General features: G+C 62.7%; 18 protein-coding genes and 1 pseudogene. 8 read left to right on the top strand and 11 right to left on the bottom strand.

The genetic code is table 11. From position 1 onward, the window contains the following. Positions 1 to 49 precede the first annotated feature (49 nt). From AC0V7N_RS01435 to AC0V7N_RS01400, 8 genes and pseudogenes are all read right to left on the bottom strand, one after another. Positions 50 to 1,694 (bottom strand): annotated as a pseudogene (locus tag AC0V7N_RS01435) (dihydroxyacetone kinase subunit DhaK). Between the two features lie 77 nt (positions 1,695 to 1,771). After that, complete coding sequence (locus AC0V7N_RS01430; RefSeq protein WP_475454040.1) at positions 1,772 to 2,785, bottom strand: ABC transporter ATP-binding protein; 1,014 nt, start codon at positions 2,783 to 2,785, stop codon at positions 1,772 to 1,774. After that, the gene (locus tag AC0V7N_RS01425) at positions 2,778 to 3,890 is read right to left on the bottom strand and encodes an ATP-binding cassette domain-containing protein (RefSeq protein WP_496627665.1); all 1,113 of its coding nucleotides are present in this window, start codon (positions 3,888 to 3,890) and stop codon (positions 2,778 to 2,780) included. The genes AC0V7N_RS01430 and AC0V7N_RS01425 overlap by 8 nt, the downstream gene beginning before the upstream one ends. Positions 3,891 to 3,892: 2 nt before the next feature. After that, positions 3,893 to 4,099, bottom strand: coding sequence for a hypothetical protein (locus AC0V7N_RS01420; RefSeq protein ID WP_081850242.1), 207 nt, complete (start codon positions 4,097 to 4,099; stop codon positions 3,893 to 3,895). Continuing rightward, on the bottom strand, positions 4,096 to 5,046 hold the full coding sequence (locus AC0V7N_RS01415; RefSeq protein ID WP_027040435.1) for a carbohydrate ABC transporter permease: 951 nt from the start codon (positions 5,044 to 5,046) through the stop codon (positions 4,096 to 4,098). Before AC0V7N_RS01415 ends, AC0V7N_RS01420 begins: the two co-directional genes overlap by 4 nt. Continuing rightward, the gene (locus tag AC0V7N_RS01410; RefSeq protein WP_027040434.1) at positions 5,043 to 5,990 is read right to left on the bottom strand and encodes a carbohydrate ABC transporter permease; all 948 of its coding nucleotides are present in this window, start codon (positions 5,988 to 5,990) and stop codon (positions 5,043 to 5,045) included. Before AC0V7N_RS01410 ends, AC0V7N_RS01415 begins: the two co-directional genes overlap by 4 nt. Positions 5,991 to 6,211: 221 nt before the next feature. Beyond that, on the bottom strand, positions 6,212 to 7,543 hold the full coding sequence (locus AC0V7N_RS01405; RefSeq protein ID WP_475454036.1) for an ABC transporter substrate-binding protein: 1,332 nt from the start codon (positions 7,541 to 7,543) through the stop codon (positions 6,212 to 6,214). 233 nt (positions 7,544 to 7,776) lie between these two features. Then, positions 7,777 to 8,475, bottom strand: a complete 699-nt coding sequence (locus AC0V7N_RS01400) for a PIG-L deacetylase family protein (protein ID WP_475454034.1) — start codon at positions 8,473 to 8,475, stop codon at positions 7,777 to 7,779. 26 nt (positions 8,476 to 8,501) lie between these two features. Here AC0V7N_RS01400 and AC0V7N_RS01395 point away from each other — a divergent pair, with 26 nt between their 5' ends. The 5 genes from AC0V7N_RS01395 to nhaA all read left to right on the top strand — a co-directional run bounded on the left by AC0V7N_RS01395 (position 8,502) and on the right by nhaA (position 15,456). Beyond that, entirely contained in the window at positions 8,502 to 9,392 is an 891-nt protein-coding gene (locus tag AC0V7N_RS01395; RefSeq protein WP_475454032.1) for a DMT family transporter, read from the top strand. A 57-nt stretch (positions 9,393 to 9,449) separates the two neighbouring features. Beyond that, on the top strand, positions 9,450 to 11,912 hold the full coding sequence (gene hrpB / locus AC0V7N_RS01390) for an ATP-dependent helicase HrpB (RefSeq protein WP_496627664.1): 2,463 nt from the start codon (positions 9,450 to 9,452) through the stop codon (positions 11,910 to 11,912). Between the two features lie 26 nt (positions 11,913 to 11,938). Continuing rightward, a complete protein-coding gene (locus tag AC0V7N_RS01385) occupies positions 11,939 to 13,270 on the top strand; it encodes an ActS/PrrB/RegB family redox-sensitive histidine kinase (RefSeq protein ID WP_475454028.1) in 1,332 nt (443 codons plus the stop codon). Positions 13,271 to 13,334: 64 nt separating this feature from the next. After that, positions 13,335 to 13,898: an ActR/PrrA/RegA family redox response regulator transcription factor gene (locus tag AC0V7N_RS01380; RefSeq protein ID WP_010913121.1), complete on the top strand. Its 564-nt coding sequence runs from the start codon at positions 13,335 to 13,337 to the stop codon at positions 13,896 to 13,898. Between the two features lie 361 nt (positions 13,899 to 14,259). Continuing rightward, complete coding sequence (gene nhaA, locus AC0V7N_RS01375) at positions 14,260 to 15,456, top strand: Na+/H+ antiporter NhaA (RefSeq protein WP_475454026.1); 1,197 nt, start codon at positions 14,260 to 14,262, stop codon at positions 15,454 to 15,456. Between the two features lie 25 nt (positions 15,457 to 15,481). Here the strand turns inward: nhaA and AC0V7N_RS01370 are convergent, their stop codons facing one another. Continuing rightward, positions 15,482 to 15,982, bottom strand: a complete 501-nt coding sequence (locus AC0V7N_RS01370; RefSeq protein WP_475454024.1) for an MmcB family DNA repair protein — start codon at positions 15,980 to 15,982, stop codon at positions 15,482 to 15,484. 81 nt (positions 15,983 to 16,063) lie between these two features. Further along, positions 16,064 to 16,833, bottom strand: a protein-coding gene (locus tag AC0V7N_RS01365; RefSeq protein ID WP_475451259.1) for an IS5 family transposase whose coding sequence is annotated in 2 segments (ribosomal slippage) — positions 16,064 to 16,516 and positions 16,519 to 16,833 — 768 coding nt in all. Because the reading frame shifts where the segments join, the coding sequence is not laid out codon by codon here. A gap of 480 nt (positions 16,834 to 17,313) precedes the next feature. Between AC0V7N_RS01365 and AC0V7N_RS01360 the strand changes: the two genes are divergently transcribed. Then, the gene (locus AC0V7N_RS01360) at positions 17,314 to 17,508 is read left to right on the top strand and encodes a hypothetical protein (RefSeq protein WP_475454020.1); all 195 of its coding nucleotides are present in this window, start codon (positions 17,314 to 17,316) and stop codon (positions 17,506 to 17,508) included. A 330-nt stretch (positions 17,509 to 17,838) separates the two neighbouring features. On the opposite strand, the gene AC0V7N_RS01355 is transcribed toward AC0V7N_RS01360, so the two are convergent. Beyond that, positions 17,839 to 18,063 carry a hypothetical protein gene (locus AC0V7N_RS01355; RefSeq protein ID WP_475454018.1) on the bottom strand — a complete coding sequence of 75 codons (225 nt, stop codon included), beginning with the start codon at positions 18,061 to 18,063 and terminating at the stop codon, positions 17,839 to 17,841. Positions 18,064 to 18,177: 114 nt separating this feature from the next. On the opposite strand from AC0V7N_RS01355, the gene AC0V7N_RS01350 reads away from it, so the two are divergent. Continuing rightward, a complete protein-coding gene (locus AC0V7N_RS01350) occupies positions 18,178 to 18,405 on the top strand; it encodes an ECs_2282 family putative zinc-binding protein (RefSeq protein WP_475454016.1) in 228 nt (75 codons plus the stop codon). Positions 18,406 to 18,469: 64 nt separating this feature from the next. Next, positions 18,470 to 18,946: a hypothetical protein gene (locus tag AC0V7N_RS01345; protein ID WP_496627663.1), complete on the top strand. Its 477-nt coding sequence runs from the start codon at positions 18,470 to 18,472 to the stop codon at positions 18,944 to 18,946. The last annotated feature ends 1,450 nt before the right edge of the window (positions 18,947 to 20,396 follow it).

The following is a 20,396-nucleotide window of genomic DNA, read 5'->3' as shown; positions in this document are numbered from 1 at the left end:
GTCTGCCGGCAGTAGCGAAAGAACGGTCATTCGACAACTGGTGCATGCGTCAGGCCGACACAAGCAGCGTGGCGGCGGCCGCGAACACCTCGGCCACCGCATGGGCACCGGGGTCGACCACGCCTTGCAATTTGGTGCCGACATAGGCCGACCGTCCGGCTTTTGCCTTCTCCATGGCGGCCGTTGCCTCGGCGCCGCGCCGGGCGGCCGCCGCTGCTTCTTCCAGCCCGTTGGCGTCGAGCGCTTTCAGGGCTGGCTCCAGCGCATCGACCATCGTGCGATCGCCAATTTTTGCGCCGCCATAGAAAGTCATTCGCTCGAGCCCGGCGAGCAGCGCCTTGGCCACATCAGCACCGCCATCCAGGGCTTGCGCTGCCGCTGTGAAGAAGATCGATAGCAGCACCCCGCTGGAGCCGCCCATCGACGCGCTCAGTATGTCGCCTATTGCGCCGAGCGTCGCCGCGGGGTTGGCCAGCGGCAGCGTATCGAGCCGCTCAACGATGCTGCGCGCACCGGTCGCCACCGTCGAGCCGGTGTCACCGTCGCCCGCCTTGGCGTCGAGCCCGTTCAACGTCACTTCGAGCGAGATCAGTCTTTCGCAGACCGTGACGATCAAACGCCTGGTGCCGGCATCCTGGCTGGCCTTGTGTGCCGCACTTTGTCCGGCTGCTTTCGCCATCGGCACGATGGCAGGCGCCGCGACCAGCTTTGCCGGCATCCAGGCGTGCGGGCCGACTGGCGCCAGCAAGGCGGCCTCGCGCGCGGCATCGAGCCGGATCAGCGACAGCGAGAAGCCGTTCATGTTGAGTGCCGTCATCAGCGGTCCGGGACCGATCGCCAGCTTGACGGTCTTAGCCAGTGGCGAGGCCAGCACCGCATTGGCAACCAGCGACATTTCGAGCGGCGGCACCGCGCCGAGATTATTGATCAGCAGGGCATGGCTTGCCTTCGGATCGAGCCGCGCCGCCAGGCGCTCCGCCATGATCGCTACCAGTCTGTCGGCGCTTTGCACCGCGATGCGTTCGACGCCAGGCTCGCCGTGGATGCCAAGGCCAAGCTCACCATCATTTTCGCCGAACCGGTCTTCATGCGGCTGGCCGGGGATGGAGCAGGACGACAGCGACATGCCGAGCGAAACAATGTCCTTCGCCGCCGCCCGCGCCGCTGCCCGCGATGTCGGCCAGATCATGGCCGACCTCCGACAGATGTCCCGATATCTTGTGCACGAACAGGGTGCCGGCAACGCCGCGCGGTTGGGCAATGTCGGGCAGCGCGATGTCGTCGGCGACGATCACCATCTCGACGGCAAAACCCTCGGCGCGCGCCTTCTCGGCGGCCAGGCCGAAATTGAGACGGTCGCCGGTGTAGTTCTTGACGATCAGCAGGCAGCCGGCTGGTCCGGTGACCGCGCGGATGGCTGCAAGCACGGCTTCGACACTCGGCGAGGCAAAGATCTCGCCCGACACCGCCGCTGTCAGCATGCCCTTGCCGACAAAGCCGGCATGCGATGGTTCGTGCCCGGCGCCACCGCCGGAGACGACGCTGACCTTCGTCTTGTCCCAGTCGGCGCGCAGCACGACCTTGATCTCGGGATAGCCATCGAGGCGCGCGAGATCGCCCGAGCCAATGGTCCGCAACAGGCCGTCCAGCGCCTCGGTGACGATCGTTTCCCTGCGGTTGAAAAAATGCTTCATCGAATTCGTCCCGTATTCGCGATCGTCAATCACAAGCCGGCGTTTGAACCCCTTGCGAGGGAAACACCGAAAACCGTTCACATCAGTCGTTGACCGTCGGCGCCAAAATAGAGCGGCGAGCGGTAGCGGATCATCACTCTGTCGCCTTGCGCCAGATCGGTGTCGGGATCGGTCAGCGTCACCAGTTTCTTCGGCCCCACCGTCACATGCAGATGGTTCTGGTCGCCGAGATGCTCGACCCAGTCGACGACACCATCGGCATGGCCATTCATGGCCTTTTCGATCGTCAGATGTTCGGTGCGCGCGCCGATCGTCTTGGTGCCGGTCGGTGCGCCGGCATCGGGCAGCAGCCCGGTCGGCAGAAGATTGATCGCCGGCTGGCCGAGCCTTGCCGCGACATGCAGGTTTGCCGGCTCCGAATAGATCGTCCTGGGCGAGCCGATTTGCACCAGCACGCCGTCGGCGAGGATGCCGATGCGGTCGGCCATGGTCATCGCCTCGATCTGGTCGTGCGTGACGTAAAGCATGGTGGCGCCGAGCTCGGTTTGAATGCGCTTCAATTCAAGGCGCAGATCCGCCCGCAGCTTGGCATCGAGCGACGACAGCGGTTCGTCCATCAGATAGATCGAAGGCTTGCGCACCAGCGCCCGGCCGATGGCGACGCGCTGCATTTCGCCGCCAGACAGCTTGGTCGAGCGGTTGGCGAGCTTGTGATGGATGCGCACCATCTTCGCCACTTCCTCGACGCGCCGGCGGATCTGGTCTTCCGGGATTTTCCGCGCCGGCGAGCGCAGCGGGAAGGCGAGATTGTCGAACACCGACAGATGTGGATAGAGCGAGTACTGCTGGAACACGAAAGCGGTGTCGCGCTCGGCCGGCGACAGCGTCGTCGCATTGTGGCCGCCGATCTCGATCGTGCCGCTGTCCGGCCGTTCCAGCCCGGCGATCAGCCGCAGCGTCGTCGTCTTGCCGGCGCCGGTCGGCCCGAGCAGCACGACGAACTCGCCGTCGGCGATGTGCAGGTCGAGACCGTTGATGGCGACATGCTCGCCAAAACTCTTGGTCACGTTCTTGATGTGCACGTCAGCCATGCTGCGCTCTCCCCTGAGAGGCGGTATCGTGGACGGCGGTTCGCACCGCGCGGCCGGACCCCTTGTCGAACAGCGACAGCCGCGCACTGTTCAACGCCAGGCCGACATGGTCGCCGGCATTGAGCCGGATTTCGGCCGGCACCCGCGCCTTGATGATGCCGTCCGCCGTTTCCACGGCGACGATCTGCGTGGTGCCGAGATATTCGGTGCCATAGATGGCGCCACGCAGCTTCGAAGCGTCGTCGAAGCGGATGTGTTCGGGCCTTATGCCGAGCGCCATGTCGGCTGGCGCGATATCCTCGCGCACCTCCGGCACCGCGACTTTCGCGCCCTGGACGACGATCTCTTTCGCGCCCTTTGCCAATCCGCCGCCGAACCCCAGAAACTTCATCGGCGGCGAGCCGATGAAGTCGGCGACGAACATGGTCGCGGGACGGTCATAGATCTCCCGCGGCGTGCCGAACTGTTCGATGACGCCGTGGTTCATGACAGCGATCTTGTCGGCCATTGACATCGCTTCCATCTGGTCGTGCGTGACATAGACCGTGGTGGCGTGGATGCGGTTGTGCAACTCGCGCAGCTCATGGACCATCAAATCGCGGAATTCCGTGTCGAGCGTGCCGAGCGGCTCATCCATCAGGAAGCATTTTGGCCGCCGCACGATGGCGCGGCCGAGCGCCACGCGCTGGCGGTCGCCGCCGGCGAGACCCGAGACGGATTTGTTGAGCAGATGGTCGATGCGCAAAAGCTTCGCCGTCTCTTCGACGCGGGTGCGGATTTCGGCCGACGGCATACCTTGCGCCAGCAGAGGGAAACCGATGTTCTTGCGCACATTCATGTGCGGATAGAGCGCGAACAGCTGGAACACGAAGGCGATGTCGCGCTCGCGCGCCCGCAGCATGGTGACGTCGTCGCCGCCGAGCAGGATCTCGCCGCCCGTCGGCAGCTCGAGCCCGGCGATCATGCGCAGCGTCGTCGTCTTGCCGCAGCCCGATGGCCCGAGCATGACGAAGAATTCGCCATCCTCGACGACGAAGTTGGAATCCTGCACGGCGACGAAATCGCCGAAGGCCTTTCTCAGGTGCTGGACGCGGATTTCAGCCATGATTATTCCGGGAATTTCGAGACGATGATGAACATCACGGTGCCGGCAAGCATGGTGATGAAGGAATAGGTGTAGAGCGACAGCGCGAAGGGCTGGAACAGCATCAGGAAGCCGATGGCGATCAGTGCCGTCGCGATGTTTTCCATCAGGCCGCGCCTTGCCCAGACCGGCCAGCGCGATTTGCGTTTCACGGGTTTGGTCATGCTCATTTGCGCACCGCACCGAAGGTGATGCCGCGCAGCAATTGCTTGCGAAGCAGGATGGTGAAAACCAGGATCGGCACCAGGAAGATCGTCGTGCCGGCCGCGACCGCCGGCCAGTCCTGGCCACCTTCGCCGATAATGGTCGGGATGAAGGGTGGCGCGGTCTGCGCCGTACCCGAGGTCAGCAGTGCGGCGAAGGCATATTCGTTCCAGGCGAAGATCAGGCAGAAGATCGCCGTCGCGGCAATGCCGGTGGTGGCTTGCGGCAGCACGGTGCGCCAGAACGCCTGCAGCCGCGTATAGCCGTCGATCATCGCCGCTTCTTCATATTCGCGCGGGATCTCGTCGATGAAGCCTTTCAGGAGCCACACCGCCAGCGAGACGTTGACCGCCGTGTAGAGCAGGATCATGCCGAGTGCGGTGTCCGACAGGCCAAGCTCGCGGTACATCAGGTAGATGGGAATCGCGACCGCAATCGGCGGCATGAAGCGCGTCGACAGGATGAAGAACAGAAGGTCGTCGGCGAGCGGCACCTTGAAGCGCGAGAAACCGTAGGCCGACAGCGTGCCGAGAAAGACGGCGCAGAAGGTCGAGCCGAAGGCGATGATCAGCGAGTTGACGAAGCGCGGCAGGAAGTTGGACGGGCCGGCGATCACCATGTTGCGCTTGCGCGTGGTCTCGTCGCAGAAGCCGGTCGCCGGGCCGAGCGAGTTGATGTATTCCGGCGTCTGCCGCGTCCGCGTCGTGAACAAATTGCAATAGCCTTCGAGGCTCGGCTGGAACAGCACCTTCGGCGGATAGGCGATCGAATCCGGCGGCGTCTTGAAGCTGGTGGCGAAGATCCACAACAGCGGCACGATCGAAATCAGCGCATAGGCGATGATGATCGCGCCGGCGATGCGCTTCGAGTTTGCCGAGGGGGCGACGACCGAATGGGCTGTGGTCAGGCTCATCTCTGCTTCACCTTGTTGAGCGCCTTGACGTAGATGTTGGCGAGACCGAACACCGCGACGAACAGGATGATGGCGAAGGCCGAGGAATAGCCGGTGCGCCAGCTCTCGAAAGCCTGCCGCTTCAGCGTGATCGAGGCGACTTCGGTGGTCGAGCCTGGCCCACCGCCGGTGAGCAGATTGACCATGTCGAACATCTTGAAGTTCTCGATGCCGCGAAACAGCACCGCCAGCATGATGAAGGGCAGTGCCATCGGCAGGGTGATCGACCAGAACTGCCGCCAGTTGGAGGCGCGGTCGACCTCGGCCGCCTCATAGATGTATTCGGGGATCGAACGCAGTCCGGCCAGGCAGATCAGCATCACGTAAGGCGTCCACATCCAGGTGTCGACGATGATGATCGACCACGGCGCCAGCGACACGTTGGAGAGCATCTGGATGCTTGTCGGTGGAATGCCGCTGACGAACGAGATGACATAAGAGAACAGGCCGATCTGCGGCTCGTAGAGGAAGCGCCAGAAATTGCCGACCACCGCCGGCGACAGCATCATCGGCACCAGGATCAGCGTCGTCCAGAAGGCGTGGCCGCGGAATTTCCGGTCGATCAGCCAGGCCAGCGTGAAGCCGATCAGCGTCTGCAGCAGGATCGTCCAGAACACGAAATGCGCCGTCGTCTGCATGGCGATCCAGATGTCCTGGTCGCCGAGAATGCGCTGGTAATTGGCAAAGCCGAGATTCTTCACCACTTCGTTCGGCCGGTTGGCCCGGTAATTGGTGAACGACAGATAGATCGCCCAGAACAGCGGGAAGATGTTGATGGCCAGCAGCAACAGGATCGTCGGCGAGATGAACAGCCAGGCGAGGCCCTTGTCGCTGATGCCCCGGACCTTGCGGGCCAACGGTTCCGGGGTCGCCCGGGCAACGTTCTCCGCAGTCCGATTGAGCATGGTAAGTCCTGCTTCGGTCACTTGGGTCGTCTCTGCCATGGAATTTATCTGAACTGCGTCCCGTGCCAAGGGTGGCATGGGACCGAGAGCATGATGCCGAAAAGTGTGAAGCGGTTTTCGGACGACATCATGCTCACTCTCTCTTTAGTCCGGAGCGGATGATTTCAGGTCTGTTCGCCCCGAAATCATCCGGCTCTGGGTCCTAGCTCGGGAGGAGCCGGTTACATCTTGCCGTCATCCTGGAACACCTGGGTCCAGTCCTTGACCAGACCGTCGAGTGCATCCTTGGCCGAACCCTGGCCGGCGACGACATAGTCATGGAAGCGCTTCTGCGACGCCTGCAGCAGCGGCGCGTAGCTCGGCTCGGCCCAGAAGTCCTTCACGATAGCCATCGAATCGAGGAAGGCCTGTGCGTAGGGCTGGCTGGCCGGGAACTTCGGGTCATTCACCACGGCGTTCAGGCAGGAATAGCCGCCAAGCGACCACCACTTGGCCTGCACATCCTTGTTGGCGAACCACTTGACATATTTCAGCGCCGATTCCTGCTTGTCGGAATAGGAGACCACCGAGATACCCTGGCCGCCGAGCTGCGCGAACTGGGCGCCGCCAGGGCCCTTGGGATTGACGAAGTAGCCGATCTTGTCGCCGCCGACATTCTCGTCCTTCTGCAGGCCCGGCCAGGTGAAGGCGAAGTTCATGTGCATCGCCACCTGACCGGATTTGAAGGCATCGACGCCTTCACCCATGTAGCTGTTCGATGCGCCCGGAGGGGTGCAGCAATCATAGAGCGCCTTGTAGAACTCCAGGCCTTTGACCGCGTCGGGTGAGTTGACGAAGCCTTGCATGTCGTAGGGCTTCTTCGGGTTCTCATACTGGAAGCCATAGCTGTAAAGCACGTCCATGGCGCCCATGGTGATGCCTTCCGAGCCGCGCTCGGTGTAGATTGAGGCGCCATAGACGGTCTTGCCGTCGATCTGCCGCTTCTGGAAGAATTCGGCAATCTGCTTTAGCTGGTCGAAGGTCGTCGGCGGGCCGAGATCCCAGCCGTACTTTTCCTTGAATTCCTTCTGCAGCTCCGGCTTGGAGAACCAGTCCTTGCGATAGGTCCAGCCGACGACGTCGCCCATTGCCGGCAGCGCCCAGTAGTTCGGGGTGTTCTTCGGCCATTCCGAATAGCCGACGACGGTCGCCGGCACGAAGTCGTCCATGCTGATCTTCTCCTTGTCGAAGAAGTCGTTCAGCTTGACGTAGTGGCCGTTCTCGGCGGCGCCGCCGATCCACTGGCTGTCGCCGATGATCAGGTCGCACAATTTGCCGTGCGAGTTCAGCTCGTTGAGGAAGCGGTCGGCATAGTTGGTCCACGGCACGAATTCGAATTTCATGCCGATGCCGGTTTGCTTGGTAAAATCCTTGGACAGTTCGACAAGCGCGTTGGCCGGGTCCCAGGCGGCCCAGCACAGCGTCAGGTCTTCAGCGTGCGCGGCGTTTGAGACAGCTGTCGACGCAACGATTGCCGAGGCCAGTCCCAACGTCATTTTCAAGCTCGATTTCATGCCTTCCTCCCATTTGCGAAACGCGCCCGGATGACGGTTTCAAGAGCCCTCAAACCTCTCTCCTCAGAGGCCCAAACATGGCGACGCAGGACGCCGCAAATGTTTAGTAATTTGTTTAGTGATGCAATTTTTACTAAACAACGCAAGCGAATTCGTCGCTGCGCTGCAACATGACGAAACGGGTGATTGAAATCGTTGAGAAATGACCGCCGGATGGTTTCTCCGGCAGCCGCTCAGTCGGCCTCGCCGATGACGTTGGTCTGTGGCGTCACCGGCCGGACCGGCGGCGCGGGCGGCAGCAAGGCGCGTATGTCGGCGAAGGGAAATGTCGGCTCGAAGCGAAAAGCCTCGGCCAGAGAGCCGGGGACAGCGTTGCATTGACCGGCGCGAAATTCATTCTGGATGCGCGCCCTGTCGACATATTGCTCCGGCCGCTGCGAGTGGTGCGCCCGGATCGCCTGCGTCTTGATATCCCGGTAGGCGGAAACATCGACATAGTGCGTCGGCGAAAACCCAGTGCCGCCCATCGTGTCGGCGTGCAGCACCGGAACCGCGAACGAGGCGGCAATGCGCACGCCGTCCGACAGCGCGCGATGATCGGCGTGATAGTCGTTGGGCGCGTGCGTGATCACCAGATCCGGTCCGGTCTCGCCGATCAACGTTTTCAGCGTGCTGATCAGCGCGGCATCGGCCACCAGTTCGCCGTCGGGAAAGTCGAGGAAGCGTGGGGTCGCGCCAAGCAGCGCGGCCGCGGCCGTCGCTTCCTCGCGCCGGACACGGGCGAGAACCGTGGCATCACTCTTGCCGCCCCTGGCACCATCCGTGGCCACGGCAAAAGTGAGTTCTGCGCCTTGCGCCGCATAGGCCGCCATCGTACCGAACATGAAGATCTCGATGTCGTCCGGATGCGCACCGAGCGCCAATATTTTCAACCACTCTCTCCCCGGAAATGAAAAACGTGACGAACGGAATTCTGCTCGCCCTGATTGCCTATGCAAGCTATTCGGGCAGCGATGCCGTTATCAAGAGCCTGGGCGGACAGTTCACCGTCTTCGAGATCGCCTTCTTCGCCACCATGTTTGCCGGCTTTTTCCTGTTCTTCACCCGCCCGGCGGGTGAACGCTGGCGCGATTTCTGGCGCATGAAGCGGCCATGGGCCGTGCAGGCCCGCGCCTGGGCCGGCATCGCCTCCGGCGTGCTCAGCGTCTATGCCTTCACGCACATTCCTCTGGCCGAAGTCTACGCGCTGATCTTCCTGGCGCCCTTGCTGGTCACCATCCTGTCGACCGTCATCCTGAAGGAAAAGGTCGGCCCCTGGCGGTGGCTGGCCGTGTTCGCCGGCTTTGCCGGGGTGATGCTGGTGGTGCGGCCGGGTTTTCGTGAATTGAACCTCGGCCATCTGGCCGCCTTCGTGAACGCCTTCCTCGCCGCGACCAGCGTCATCCTGCTGCGGTCGCTCGCGCAGCAGGAGAAGCGCACGTCGATGCTCGGCGTGCTTGTCGGCTACGGCCTGCTGTTCAACGGGGTCGGCGCCGCCACCACCGCGTTCACCTTGCCGAATGCCATGCAGCTTGTCTGGCTGGCGATGGCGGGCGCCTTCACCGCGGGCGGACAATTCATGCAGCTGCTTGCCGCCAAATACGCCCCCGCCAACCGGATCGCGCCGACGCATTATTCGCAGATCGTCTGGGCGGTGATCCTCGGCGCGCTGTTCTTCCGGGAATACCCCGACTGGCTGTCGCTGGTCGGCCTCGCGATCGTCGGTGGAGCCGGCCTGCTGACCATGGGGCGCGAGGAGGTGCGGCTCGGCACCGTACGCTGGAACCCGTTTTCGCGGACCCGGCTTTGAGCCGGCGTTGGTGCGATGAAGTTGCACGGCGACCGTGACCGCTGATATGCGGGCGCGATGAAGACGAAATCCTTGCCGGAACTTCCGGTATCCGCCGTGCTGCCGGCGCTGGGCCAGGCGCTCGGCGCCGGCAACAGCGCGGTGCTGGTGGCGCCGCCCGGCGCCGGCAAGACGACGCTGGTGCCGCTGGCGCTGCTCGATGCATCCTGGCTGGGTGCGGGCAAGATCGTGCTGCTCGAGCCGCGCCGGCTCGCCGCCCGCGCCGCCGCCCGCCGCATGGCGCAATTGCTGGATGAGGAGCCGGGCGCCACGGTCGGCTACGCCATGCGCATGGAAAACCGCACCTCGGCCAAGACCAGGATATTGGTCGTCACCGAAGGCGTGCTGGCGCGCATGATCCTCGACGATCCCGAACTGCCCGGTATTTCGGCTGTCATCTTCGACGAATTCCACGAACGCTCGCTCGACGGTGATTTCGGTCTGGCCCTGGCGCTGGACGTGCAAGGTGCGCTGCGGCCTGACCTTAGGCTGCTGGTGATGTCGGCGACACTCGACGGTGCGCGTGTCGCCAAACTCCTGTCGGGCGCGCCGGTGATCGAAAGCGAGGGCCGCGCCTTCCCCGTCGACATCCGCTACGACGAACGGCCAGCCGGTGTTCCGATTGAGGACGCCATGGCCAAGGCGATCCGCGCCGCACTTGCCGACGAGAACGGCAGCGTGCTCGCCTTCCTGCCCGGCCAGCGCGAAATCGAGCGCACTGCCGAACGGCTGGCTGGCAAGGTCGGCGCCGACACCGAGATCGTCCCGCTCTATGGCCAGCTTGACGGCAAGGCGCAGGACGCCGCGATCAAGCCGGCGCCGGCGGGTCGCCGCAAGGTGGTGCTGGCGACCTCGATCGCCGAGACGTCCATCACCATCGACGGCGTGCGCGTCGTCATCGATTCCGGCCTGTCGCGGCTGCCGCGCTATGAGCCGGCCAGTGGCCTCACCCGGCTGGAAACCGTGCGGGTCAGCAGAGCCTCGGCCGACCAGCGTGCCGGCCGCGCCGGGCGTACGCAAGCTGGCGTCGCCATCCGGCTGTGGCGCGCCGAGCAGACGGCGGCACTTCCCGCCTTCACGCCGCCGGAAATCCTTGAAGCCGACCTCTCCAGCCTGCTGCTTGACTGCGCCGCCTTCGGCGTCGCCGATCCGACGGCGCTCGCCTTCCTCGATCCGCCGCCGGCCCCGGCCCTCAGAGAGGCAAGGGTGCTGCTGCGCGCGCTCCATGCCATCGACGAGGCCGGGCGTTTGACGGAAGCAGGCGCTTCGATGCGCAAGCTCGCTCTGCCCGTGCGACTGGCGCATATGGTTGCCGAGGCCGCGAAGAGCGGCCATGCCGGCGAGGCGGCCATGCTCGCCGTGTTGCTTACCGAACGTGGCCTTGGCGGTGACGGCGCCGATCTTGAGCGGCGGCTGATGCGGTTTCACGGGGAAAGATCGCCGCGCGCCACTGCGGCGCGGCAGCTCGCCGAACGATTGGCAAGGCAGGTGGGTGGGGTGAAAAACAGCGAAGCTGTCCCTGCCGGTCCTTTGCTTATCCATGCCTGGCCGGATCGCGTCGCCAAGGCACGCGGCGAGCGTGGGCGCTTCGTGCTGGCCAATGGCTCCGGCGCCATGCTCGATGCCGCCGACCCGCTGGCGGGTGAGCCCTTTCTGGTCGTCGCCGACCTGCAGGGCAAGGCGCAGAATGCCCGCATAGCGGCCGCCGCGGCAATCGGCGAGGACGACATCCGCGCCACGCTGGCCGACCGGATCGAAACACGCCGGCAAACGAGCTTCGACCGCGAGCGCCGTGCCGTGCGCGTGCGCGAAACCGTGCGCCTCGGCGCCATCACGCTCGCCGAACGCATGCTGCCGGCTCCTTCAGGCGCCGAGGCCGACCGCGCCATCCTTGATGCCTTGCGCGAGCACGGCCTGTCACTGTTGACCTGGAGCAAGGAGGCCGAGACGCTGCGCCAGCGGCTGTCCTGGCTGCATCGGGGCCTTGGGTCGCCATGGCCAGATATGTCGGATGAAGCACTGATCGAGCGCCTCGACGACTGGCTGCCGCCCTTCCTGTCGGGTGCGGCTTCCCTGACCGCCATCGGTTCCGGCGTTGTCTCGGCCGGCCTGGCTTCGCTGGTGCCGCACGACCTGCAGCGCAAGGTCGAGGCGCTGGCGCCGACCCATTTCGACGCCCCGTCGGGCAGCCACGTGCCGATCCGCTATGACGGCGAATGGCCGGTGCTGGCGGTGCGCGTGCAGGAGCTGTTCGGGCTCGACCGCCACCCCTCGATTGCCAACGGCACGGTGCCGCTGACGCTCGAACTGTTGTCGCCGGCGCACCGGCCGATCCAGACGACGCGCGACCTGCCCGGCTTCTGGCGCGGCTCCTGGGCCGACGTGCGCGCCGACATGCGTGGCCGCTATCCCAAGCATGTCTGGCCGGAAAACCCGCTGCTTGCCGCCGCCACCGCCCGCGCCAAGCCGCGCGGGACCTAGCCTTTGGCGCTTTGCGGCTGTAATCCATGGCCATGATCAACGTTTTGCGTTCACCCGATTTCCAGCAGAGCCAGAGACTGCGCCTCAACACGCTGATCCGGCTGCGCTGGCTGGCCATTGTCGGCCAGAGCGTAACGGTGCTCGTCGTCGCCTATGGTCTGAAATTCCCGTTGCCGGTCAGCCTGTGCTTCGCGCTGATCGCCTGTTCGGCCTGGATGAACCTGTTCCTGGCCTTCCGCTTTCCGGCCGCGCACCGGCTGACCCCGTTCGCCGCTTTCGGCATCCTGATCTTCGACAGCCTGCAGCTTGCCGGCCTGCTCTACATGACCGGCGGCCTGACCAACCCGTTCTCGCTGCTGATGACCGTGCCCGTCGTCATTTCGGCGACCTCGCTGCCCCTACGCCTCACCGCCATCCTCGGCGGGCTGGTGATGATCGCGGCGACCTTGCTGGTGTTCATCCATCTGCCGCTGCCCTGGAATGAAGGCGCGCCGCTGGCCATGCCCTTCATCTATGTCGCCGGCATGTGGATGGCGGTGCTCTCCTCGATCGCCTTCACCGCCATCTATGCCTTCCGGGTGGCCGCCGAGGCACGACTTCTGGCCAATGCGCTTGCCGCCACCGAACTGGTGCTGCAGCGCGAACAGCACCTTTCGGCGCTCGATGGCCTGGCGGCGGCGGCGGCGCACGAGCTTGGCACGCCGCTCGCCACTATCACGCTCGTCGCCAAGGAAATGGAAAAGGCGCTCGGCAGCGATCCGAAATACGGCGAAGACGTGAAGCTGCTGCGCTCGCAAAGCGAGCGTTGCCGCGAAATTCTCAAACGCCTGACCAGCCTGTCGTCGGAGGGCGAGGCGCATCTGTCCCGCCTGCCGCTGACCTCGCTGGTCGAGGAGGTCACCGCGCCGCATCGCGACTTCGGCATCTCGATCAAGCTTCGCCCGGGCGAGCGCACCGGGCCGGAGCCGGTCGGGCGCCGCAATCCGGGCGTCATCTACGGCCTCGGCAATCTGGTCGAGAACGCCGTCGATTTCGCCCGCAAGAACGTCACCGTGCGCTGGAGCTGGGACGAGGCCGCCGTCACCTTTTCGATCATCGACGACGGCCCCGGTTTTCCGCCCGAGATCATCGACCGCATCGGCGAGCCCTATATGTCGACGCGCCAGGGCAATGAAGCCGGCGGTGGCCTGGGGCTTGGCCTGTTCATTGCCAAGACGCTGCTCGAACGCTCGGGCGCCACGCTCGATTTCCGCAATTCGAGCGGCCTGGGCGAGGGCGCCGTGGTGCAGATTTCGTGGCCGAGAACGGTCTTCCTGAACCCGGAAACGGCCCCGGCCACCATGTTTGACATTGCGTAAATTGGACAATAGCGGCGCAAAACTATATCTGCGTAAAATTAAGGCAGCAGGAATTTTTACGACGATGACAGGCGATGAAAATATTGGCGCAATGGTTGAAGGCGAGGACACCTCGCTTCTGATCGTCGATGACGACAAGCCGTTCCTCACCCGTCTGGCCCGCGCCATGGAAACCAGGGGCTTCGTGGTCGAGACCGCCGAGAGCGTCGAGGAGGCCGTGGGCAAGGCGCGTGCCAACCCGCCGGCCTATGCCGTGGTCGACATGCGGCTTGGTGACGGCAACGGCCTCGACGTCGTCGCCGCCATTCGCGAGAAGCGCGAGGACTCCCGCACCATCATCCTGACCGGCTACGGCAACATCGCCACGGCAGTGACCGCGGTGAAGCTCGGCGCCGTCGATTATCTGTCGAAGCCCGCCGATGCCGACGACATCTTTGCGGCGCTGACCCGCACCTCGGGCGAGCGCGCCGCGCCGCCGGAAAACCCGATGTCGGCCGACCGTGTGCGCTGGGAGCATATCCAGCGGGTCTATGAAATGTGCGAGCGCAACGTCTCCGAGACCGCGCGTCGGCTCAACATGCACCGCCGCACGTTGCAGCGGATATTGGCCAAGCGCGCGCCGCGCTGAGACCGAGCTTCGTCCTGGCCAAGCGCGCACCGCGCCAAACCGAGCTTCGTCATCCTTGGGCGTAGCGACGCGAAGCGGAGCGAAGACCCAAGGATCCATGCCGTGATATCAGCCGTAGAGTGCAACGGAGAAGAATTTCCACCGCCGCAGCGCTTTGAAGTCACGGCATGGATCCTTGGGTCTGCGCCGCGTCGCTTCGCTCCTTGCTCCGCCCCAGGATGACGAAGCGATGGGCGTTTCGACCAATTTTCGAGGCATAGATCACCAGTGTGAACTCGTACGCCTTGCTTCGCCAGTGATGTTGCGCATCATTGGGTTACAGATTTCCGGCCAATAGGCAGGGCGGCTTAACGGAGGCGACATGCAGGACTTGAAACAGCGGCCGGTTTCCGTCTTCCGCGAATTTCTCGACGGCGAGGCGGCCGGCGGCATCATCCTGATGGTGGCGGCGGCGCTTGCGCTGATCGTCGCCAATTCGCCGCTTGCGGAAACCTATTTCGCCGTTCTCCACGCCTATCTCGGCCCGCTCAGCGTCTCGCATTGGGTCAATGACGGGCTGATGGCAGTGTTCTTCCTGCTCGTCGGGCTGGAGATCAAGCGCGAGATGCTGGACGGCCAGCTGTCGACCTGGCCACGCCGCGTCCTGCCAGGTGTCGCGGCGGCCGGCGGCATGCTGGTTCCGGCACTGGTCTATGTCGCCATCAACCGCAACAACGGGCCGGCCCTATCCGGCTGGGCGATCCCGACCGCCACCGACATCGCCTTCGCGCTTGGCGTGCTGTCGCTGCTGGGCAGCCGCGTGCCGGCATCGCTGAAAGTCTTCCTGACCGCGCTCGCCATCATCGACGACCTCGGCGCCGTCATCATCATCGCCATCTTCTACACCAGCGGCCTGTCGCTGGCCTATCTCGGCGCTGCCTTCGCCGTCATCGCCGTGCTCATCGTGCTCAACCGCATGCGGGTGATGACGCTGCTGCCCTATCTCGTGCTCGGCGCCATACTGTGGGTCTTGGTGCTGAAATCGGGGGTCCATGCCACGCTTGCCGGTGTCGCCCTGGCGCTGACCATTCCGCTCGAACGCTCCGCCGGGATCGGCCACGATCTCGACCACTCGCCGCTGCACCGGCTCGAGCACGGCCTGCACAAGATCGTGCCGTTCTTCGTCATACCCATCTTCGGCTTCGCCAATGCCGGCGTTTCGCTCGCCGGCCTCAGTTTTGGCGCGCTGATCGAACCACTCACGCTGGGTGTCGCCGCCGGCCTCGTGGTCGGCAAGCTCGTTGGCGTGTTCGGTTCCTCCGCGCTGGCAATCCGGCTTGGCCTGGCTGACCTGCCGGCCCATGCCGGCTGGTCGCATATGGTCGGCATCTCGCTGCTCTGCGGCATCGGCTTCACCATGAGCCTGTTCATCGGCCTGCTCGCCTTTGCCGGCGATGTCGCCCTGCAGGACGCGGTCAAGGTCGGCATCCTCGCCGGCTCCTTCATCGCCGCCATTCTTGGCGCCGCCGTGCTGCTGATGGCGTCGGCCGCGGGTGGGGTGGAAGAAGAGGCGGAGTAGGGGCGAGGAACCCAGATTTTTCGAACTACTCGCTCTCCCCCTCCAGCGCCGGCACCGACACACCGGCCAGTTCCGCCGCCAGCAGCCGCGAGGCACCGGCTCGCGCGATGCGCAGCATCAGCGCCTTGCGCGTTGCTGCCGCCATGCGATGCTCGGGCGCGTCGCGCAGGATTTCGGCGCCGTAGCCGTCGGAGAGGATGAAGCCGCATTCTTCCGGGAAGATTTCCGCCGGCACGCCGGGATGGGTGGCGAAGAAGAAGCGGTCGGAATGCAGCCGGTAGTCGGGCCATTTGCGGTCGACCCGGAAATCCTCGATCGAGGATTTGATCTCGATGATCCAGATGTCGCCCTGCCGGGTCAGCGCCACGAGGTCGGCGCGGCGGCCGGTGGCCAGCGACAATTCAGGCAGCACATGCGCGCCCATTTCCATCATCAGCCGCTGCACGCCGCGCCGCACCAGCATGGCGCGTTCCGACTGGCGACCGTCGATCAGAGGGTTGATTGCGATAGGAGAAATGATCGGCATGGCAGCCACCATGCCAGATTTTGTTCACGGTTTGAACCCTTTTGCGCGGGGCGATTATGTCTTTGACAAACCCGGCTTCCTCTAGGCCATAGACTCATTAAATCGGCACCAGATACGAAAAGAAGCGAGTTTGACGCTTGCAAGGAAGTTATCGTCGCGCTTGTCGTATCGTGTGGCAACGGCTCGGAAGTGCTTGAGTTTGTTGAAGAAGCGTTCGACGAGGTTTCGAAAGCGATATAGCCACGGGCTGAATGCGGGGATATTTTTGCGGTTCGGCATCGGCTTGATGTTAGCCCAAGCGCCGCGTTGCTTGAGGCTGGCGCGCAATTCGTCTGCGTCATAGGCGCGGTCAGCAAGCAGAATTTGGCCGTCGCCCAAACCGCCCAACATCTCCCGGGCGCTGCGGCCGTCATGGGCTTGTCCCTCGGTCAGCTTGAGGGCGATCGGTAGTCCCTCGGCGTCAACGAGCGCATGGATCTTGGTCGTCAGGCCGCCCCGCGAGCGACCCACGCAACGGGATCGGCCATCTTTTTTTGGGCGTTTGCACCATGCTGATGGACGCGGATCGAGGACGAGTCGATCATTTGGATGTCCCCATCGTAAGCCTTTGAAACGGCATCCAGAAGCCGGTCCCAGACACCCGCTCGACGCCATCGGTTGAAGCGGTTGACGCAGGTCGTGTGCGGCCCGTAGCGTGCCGGGATGTCTGCCCATGGCGCTCCAGTCCGAAGCCGCCAGAAGATGCCGTTCAAAACCCGCCGATCATCAACCCGCGCTACCCCGCGCACCTTGTTTGGCAACAACGGTTCGATAGTCGACCACTCGAAATCCGTCAGATCAAAACGTGCCATATCAAACCTCCTCAACTACGAAGGTTGAATCATTCATCGCACGTTTTGGGAATCCCCCTTATGGGTCTATGACCTAGAGGTCTTGCGGTGTTACCTATCCGCGAGTGGGGCCGGGGGAACACATGATCCGTATAGCAATCGTTCTAGCCATTGCTGGCAGCGCATCGGCGTGCACCAGCCAAGCGAATGTCCCCTATTCGAGTAAGGAAACAACATGCACAAACCATACCGAATACGGTCAACTTCCCGGCGGGGAGCTTGTGCCGGTGAACGTTAATGTTTGCATCCCCAAAACACCCAATAAATCTTGTAAGCAGTATCTTGATCGTATTACAGGGCAAATGGCGGTCATTTGTACCCCACTCACGCGCAAATCGCCGACGGCCGAAGGCCGCGCTAGACAGCTAGCGGGCAGCCAATACCCCTAAAGGCGCTACCCAGCCGTAGGCGAGTTCTATGCGCTCTGATAAGATGCGTCCCATGGAACAGAATGTGCTGCGATATAGTGGCGCGCGCGGAGCGGCGGTTGGGATCGCCCTCGGCAATATCTTGTTCAAGATTTTCCATGGTGATGACCTGCGCAGCATCTTAGCAAGCGCCGCAATGTATGCCGTATTCGGCGTATGTATCGTTCTGCTTATCGAGCGTGCCCTTAAGCGGTGGGGCACCAAGTAGCCTTAGCCCGCACCATGGGCGCTACCCCTCCGTAGGGAATGGCTGCAAAGGAAAATGGAACGGCCCGCCCCCTTCAACAAGGTGGGCCGTTCGCGCTATGACTTAGCTCCTACTTGGGGAAGGGGGGCTAAATGCGAGCTGTCGACGCGATACTATTAATTGCCGTAGTACCCGCAGGCATGGGATTTGTCGTTTGCTTTTTCCTGCGACAGAGATTCCGGATCAGATCGGTTACGCTCATGCGCATATTCGCTCTAGTCATGGCTATGATGGGTTACTTGGATATTCGGTTAGCGGAGGCTGTCGGCGGGATGAGTAATCCGTCGCCCGCTACTTCGATCCAGCCCCAAACCAGCGGATGAACGTGACTTCCTTCCCGGTCACCTCCCGCACGGTCTTCAACAGCACCTCATGCAGGACACGCGTAGCCCGGTAGTACACGCAGTGTGGCGATATGAACGGCTTGATGATGCTTAGGTGAAGCGCTTCCGCTGCTACCAAAAAGCGCTCTATTTCAGCCTGCGATAATTGCTTTGACGGTTTCGACCTGGCCATTGCGATCTCCTGCGAGAATCGCCCCACCTAGGATATAATTGGCGATTATGTACTTTGCGAACAGACTGACTAGGATCACCCTGAAACCCACGGATAACAGGGGGGTTGAGAGCCATGTCAGACCCCAGCTACGTCACCTTCAAATGCAACGACTGCGGGCACGCTATCGCCATCGAGGAGAGTAATCCGCCCAAGGACGACGACATCTACAAGTGCCCCGGCTGCGGGCGTGAACTCGGCCGATATGCCTATGTCAAAGCCGCGCTTATCGAGCTTGCCAAGGCCGAGGTCGAAAGAGTGACTGAAAAGATACTCGGCAAGAAGCCCACTTGGAACAGCTGACGGCCAGCTGAAAGCCACAGCTAGTTTTACCATGGACGGTCCTATTTCTTGGAGGTGAGACAAAATGGTCATGGCTGACAGGTCAGGAGAAGAGCCCCCACCTTTCAGGTTCAAACCTGGAACCAGCAAATTCAACCGGTTCTTCATTGACGAAGCGAACGGGCTCAGACTGCGGCTCCACTCGTTGCCGGAATTCGAGAATTATCTTGCTGTTGAGCCCTCGTCGGAAGCATGGCCGAGGGATACGCATACTTACTTCAAGTTCATGTTTGAAGTCGATCAGGCCCATGAGAAGGAAATGCTATTTATTGGCGCCGCCTGGATGCCCGTCCCCTTTGAAAACGATTGTCCAGGGCGCACAGGAGAGCTACTCGACGTCCTCCTTCCGACATTGTGCGACGTTTATGTCGAGTTGGACGGCTCGAAAGTCCGCACATACGGGCCTATTTCGGAGCGGTTGCGATCGCGACTCGATCAGAACAAAAGCTATTCGCGGCACGAGGAACGGCTCGGAACCTATAGGTCACGGCCTAAAGGCTAGCGGCCCTGTTTAGGAGTGTGTTTCGTTATTTTCGGCTTGGGCTTCTTCGGGTCTGGCGGCATGTGCGCCAGCTTGCCTAACAGCGCATCGGCGGCGGACTTTCCTCGTCCGCCTCAACGTCCCGGGCCGTCTCCAAGAACGCTTTCGACTGCGCTGGGTTCGTTGCTGACGGGGGCGAGATGAGGCCGGGCTGATTTCGCTACCGCCAGGATAAGCCGACCCATCCACGCCTCCTTCCCCGTTCCTGGAGAATGCGCGTGGAGCGCAGTAGACGCCAAATCACAAGCGCGATACTTACGGCGACCCAGCCCAAGCCACCGGGTGAACGACGCATCCTTTTCGGTGACCCCCACCGGCTCTCACTGGCGTAAGGAAAGTAGAAACATCTGAGGCGATTGGGTCTGACCACCCTACGACCGAATGGCGGTCCGTAGGGAATCGGCAGGAGGGAAGTCGAGCTTAATCCAGTGGGACACCAAAGACCGGTGCTGCCCCCTACGGCTGGGGATCAGCGCGATTCACCCTGGCGAACCCTTTGTTTTTCGAGGAACCGCTTGGCGTGTTCCCCCCACTCGGCAGCCGTTGTTTTGTGCTCTCGAACGTATGTTTCGAAAGCCTTGCGAAGAGCGTCAAGGTCTAAAGCCCAAAGCCGCTCGCCCTTATCGTCGTTCAACATTGCGTCACCAAGCCCCTTGAGGCGACGATATGCCCTTCAAATCAAGCCTTCAAGAACCGGTCCTGACTTCTTTTGGGTGTATCGGGCCTGTCAAATATACAATTGCCTTCGATAGGTGACCGATTGGAGACCGTAGGAACTGCTGCCAGTAGGAATGAAGTCGACTTCATCCCGTGGATCAGCGCCAGGGCAGGTGCTGCCCTTACAACTGGGCAGTCCGTGGACGGGACTTCAGTCTTAATTGAGCTATTCCTAATATGAATATAGGTTTGGTCGTGCGGGAGACGATCCCAAAAGCCTGACCCGCAACGACCCGGCACGACCCCATGTCCCCCCGACTGAGCGTGTCGGGTCGTTCCTACGAGGGGACCGGCAAGCGGTGCATCCAGGGCGCGATCACTCGCGCGACAATGGTTTGTCAAATGTACATACCGGCCCGGCCTGAAGCTGCCTTCCGTGATCGCGCAATATTCGGCTGGGTGCAGTCTGGTATTGATCCTTTGCAGAGCGGCCCTATGTCGTGCCTATCAACTTCTGTTCTTTGTTAGAGAATGGCAGGACTAAGGTCTTGCGTGCCGGACGCAAAGGTTCGAGGGGACCGTTTAGGTTCCGTTAATGTCCATTGGACGTTCCGTTACTTTAGTTGGTCGACATATAAAGGCTGACGTTACGGAATATGGCTGGCGAAATGGCCGGCGCAGCTTGGCTTGGGTTTATAGGGGGGCTGCACCGGCCATTGCGGGTGTGGGCTTTTGGGTGTGATTATCCCCGCGT

The organism is Mesorhizobium kamtschaticum, from assembly GCF_056174585.1.
The sequence above is the reverse complement of the archived record's forward strand: the minus strand, read 5'-3'. Positions and strand labels throughout refer to the sequence as shown.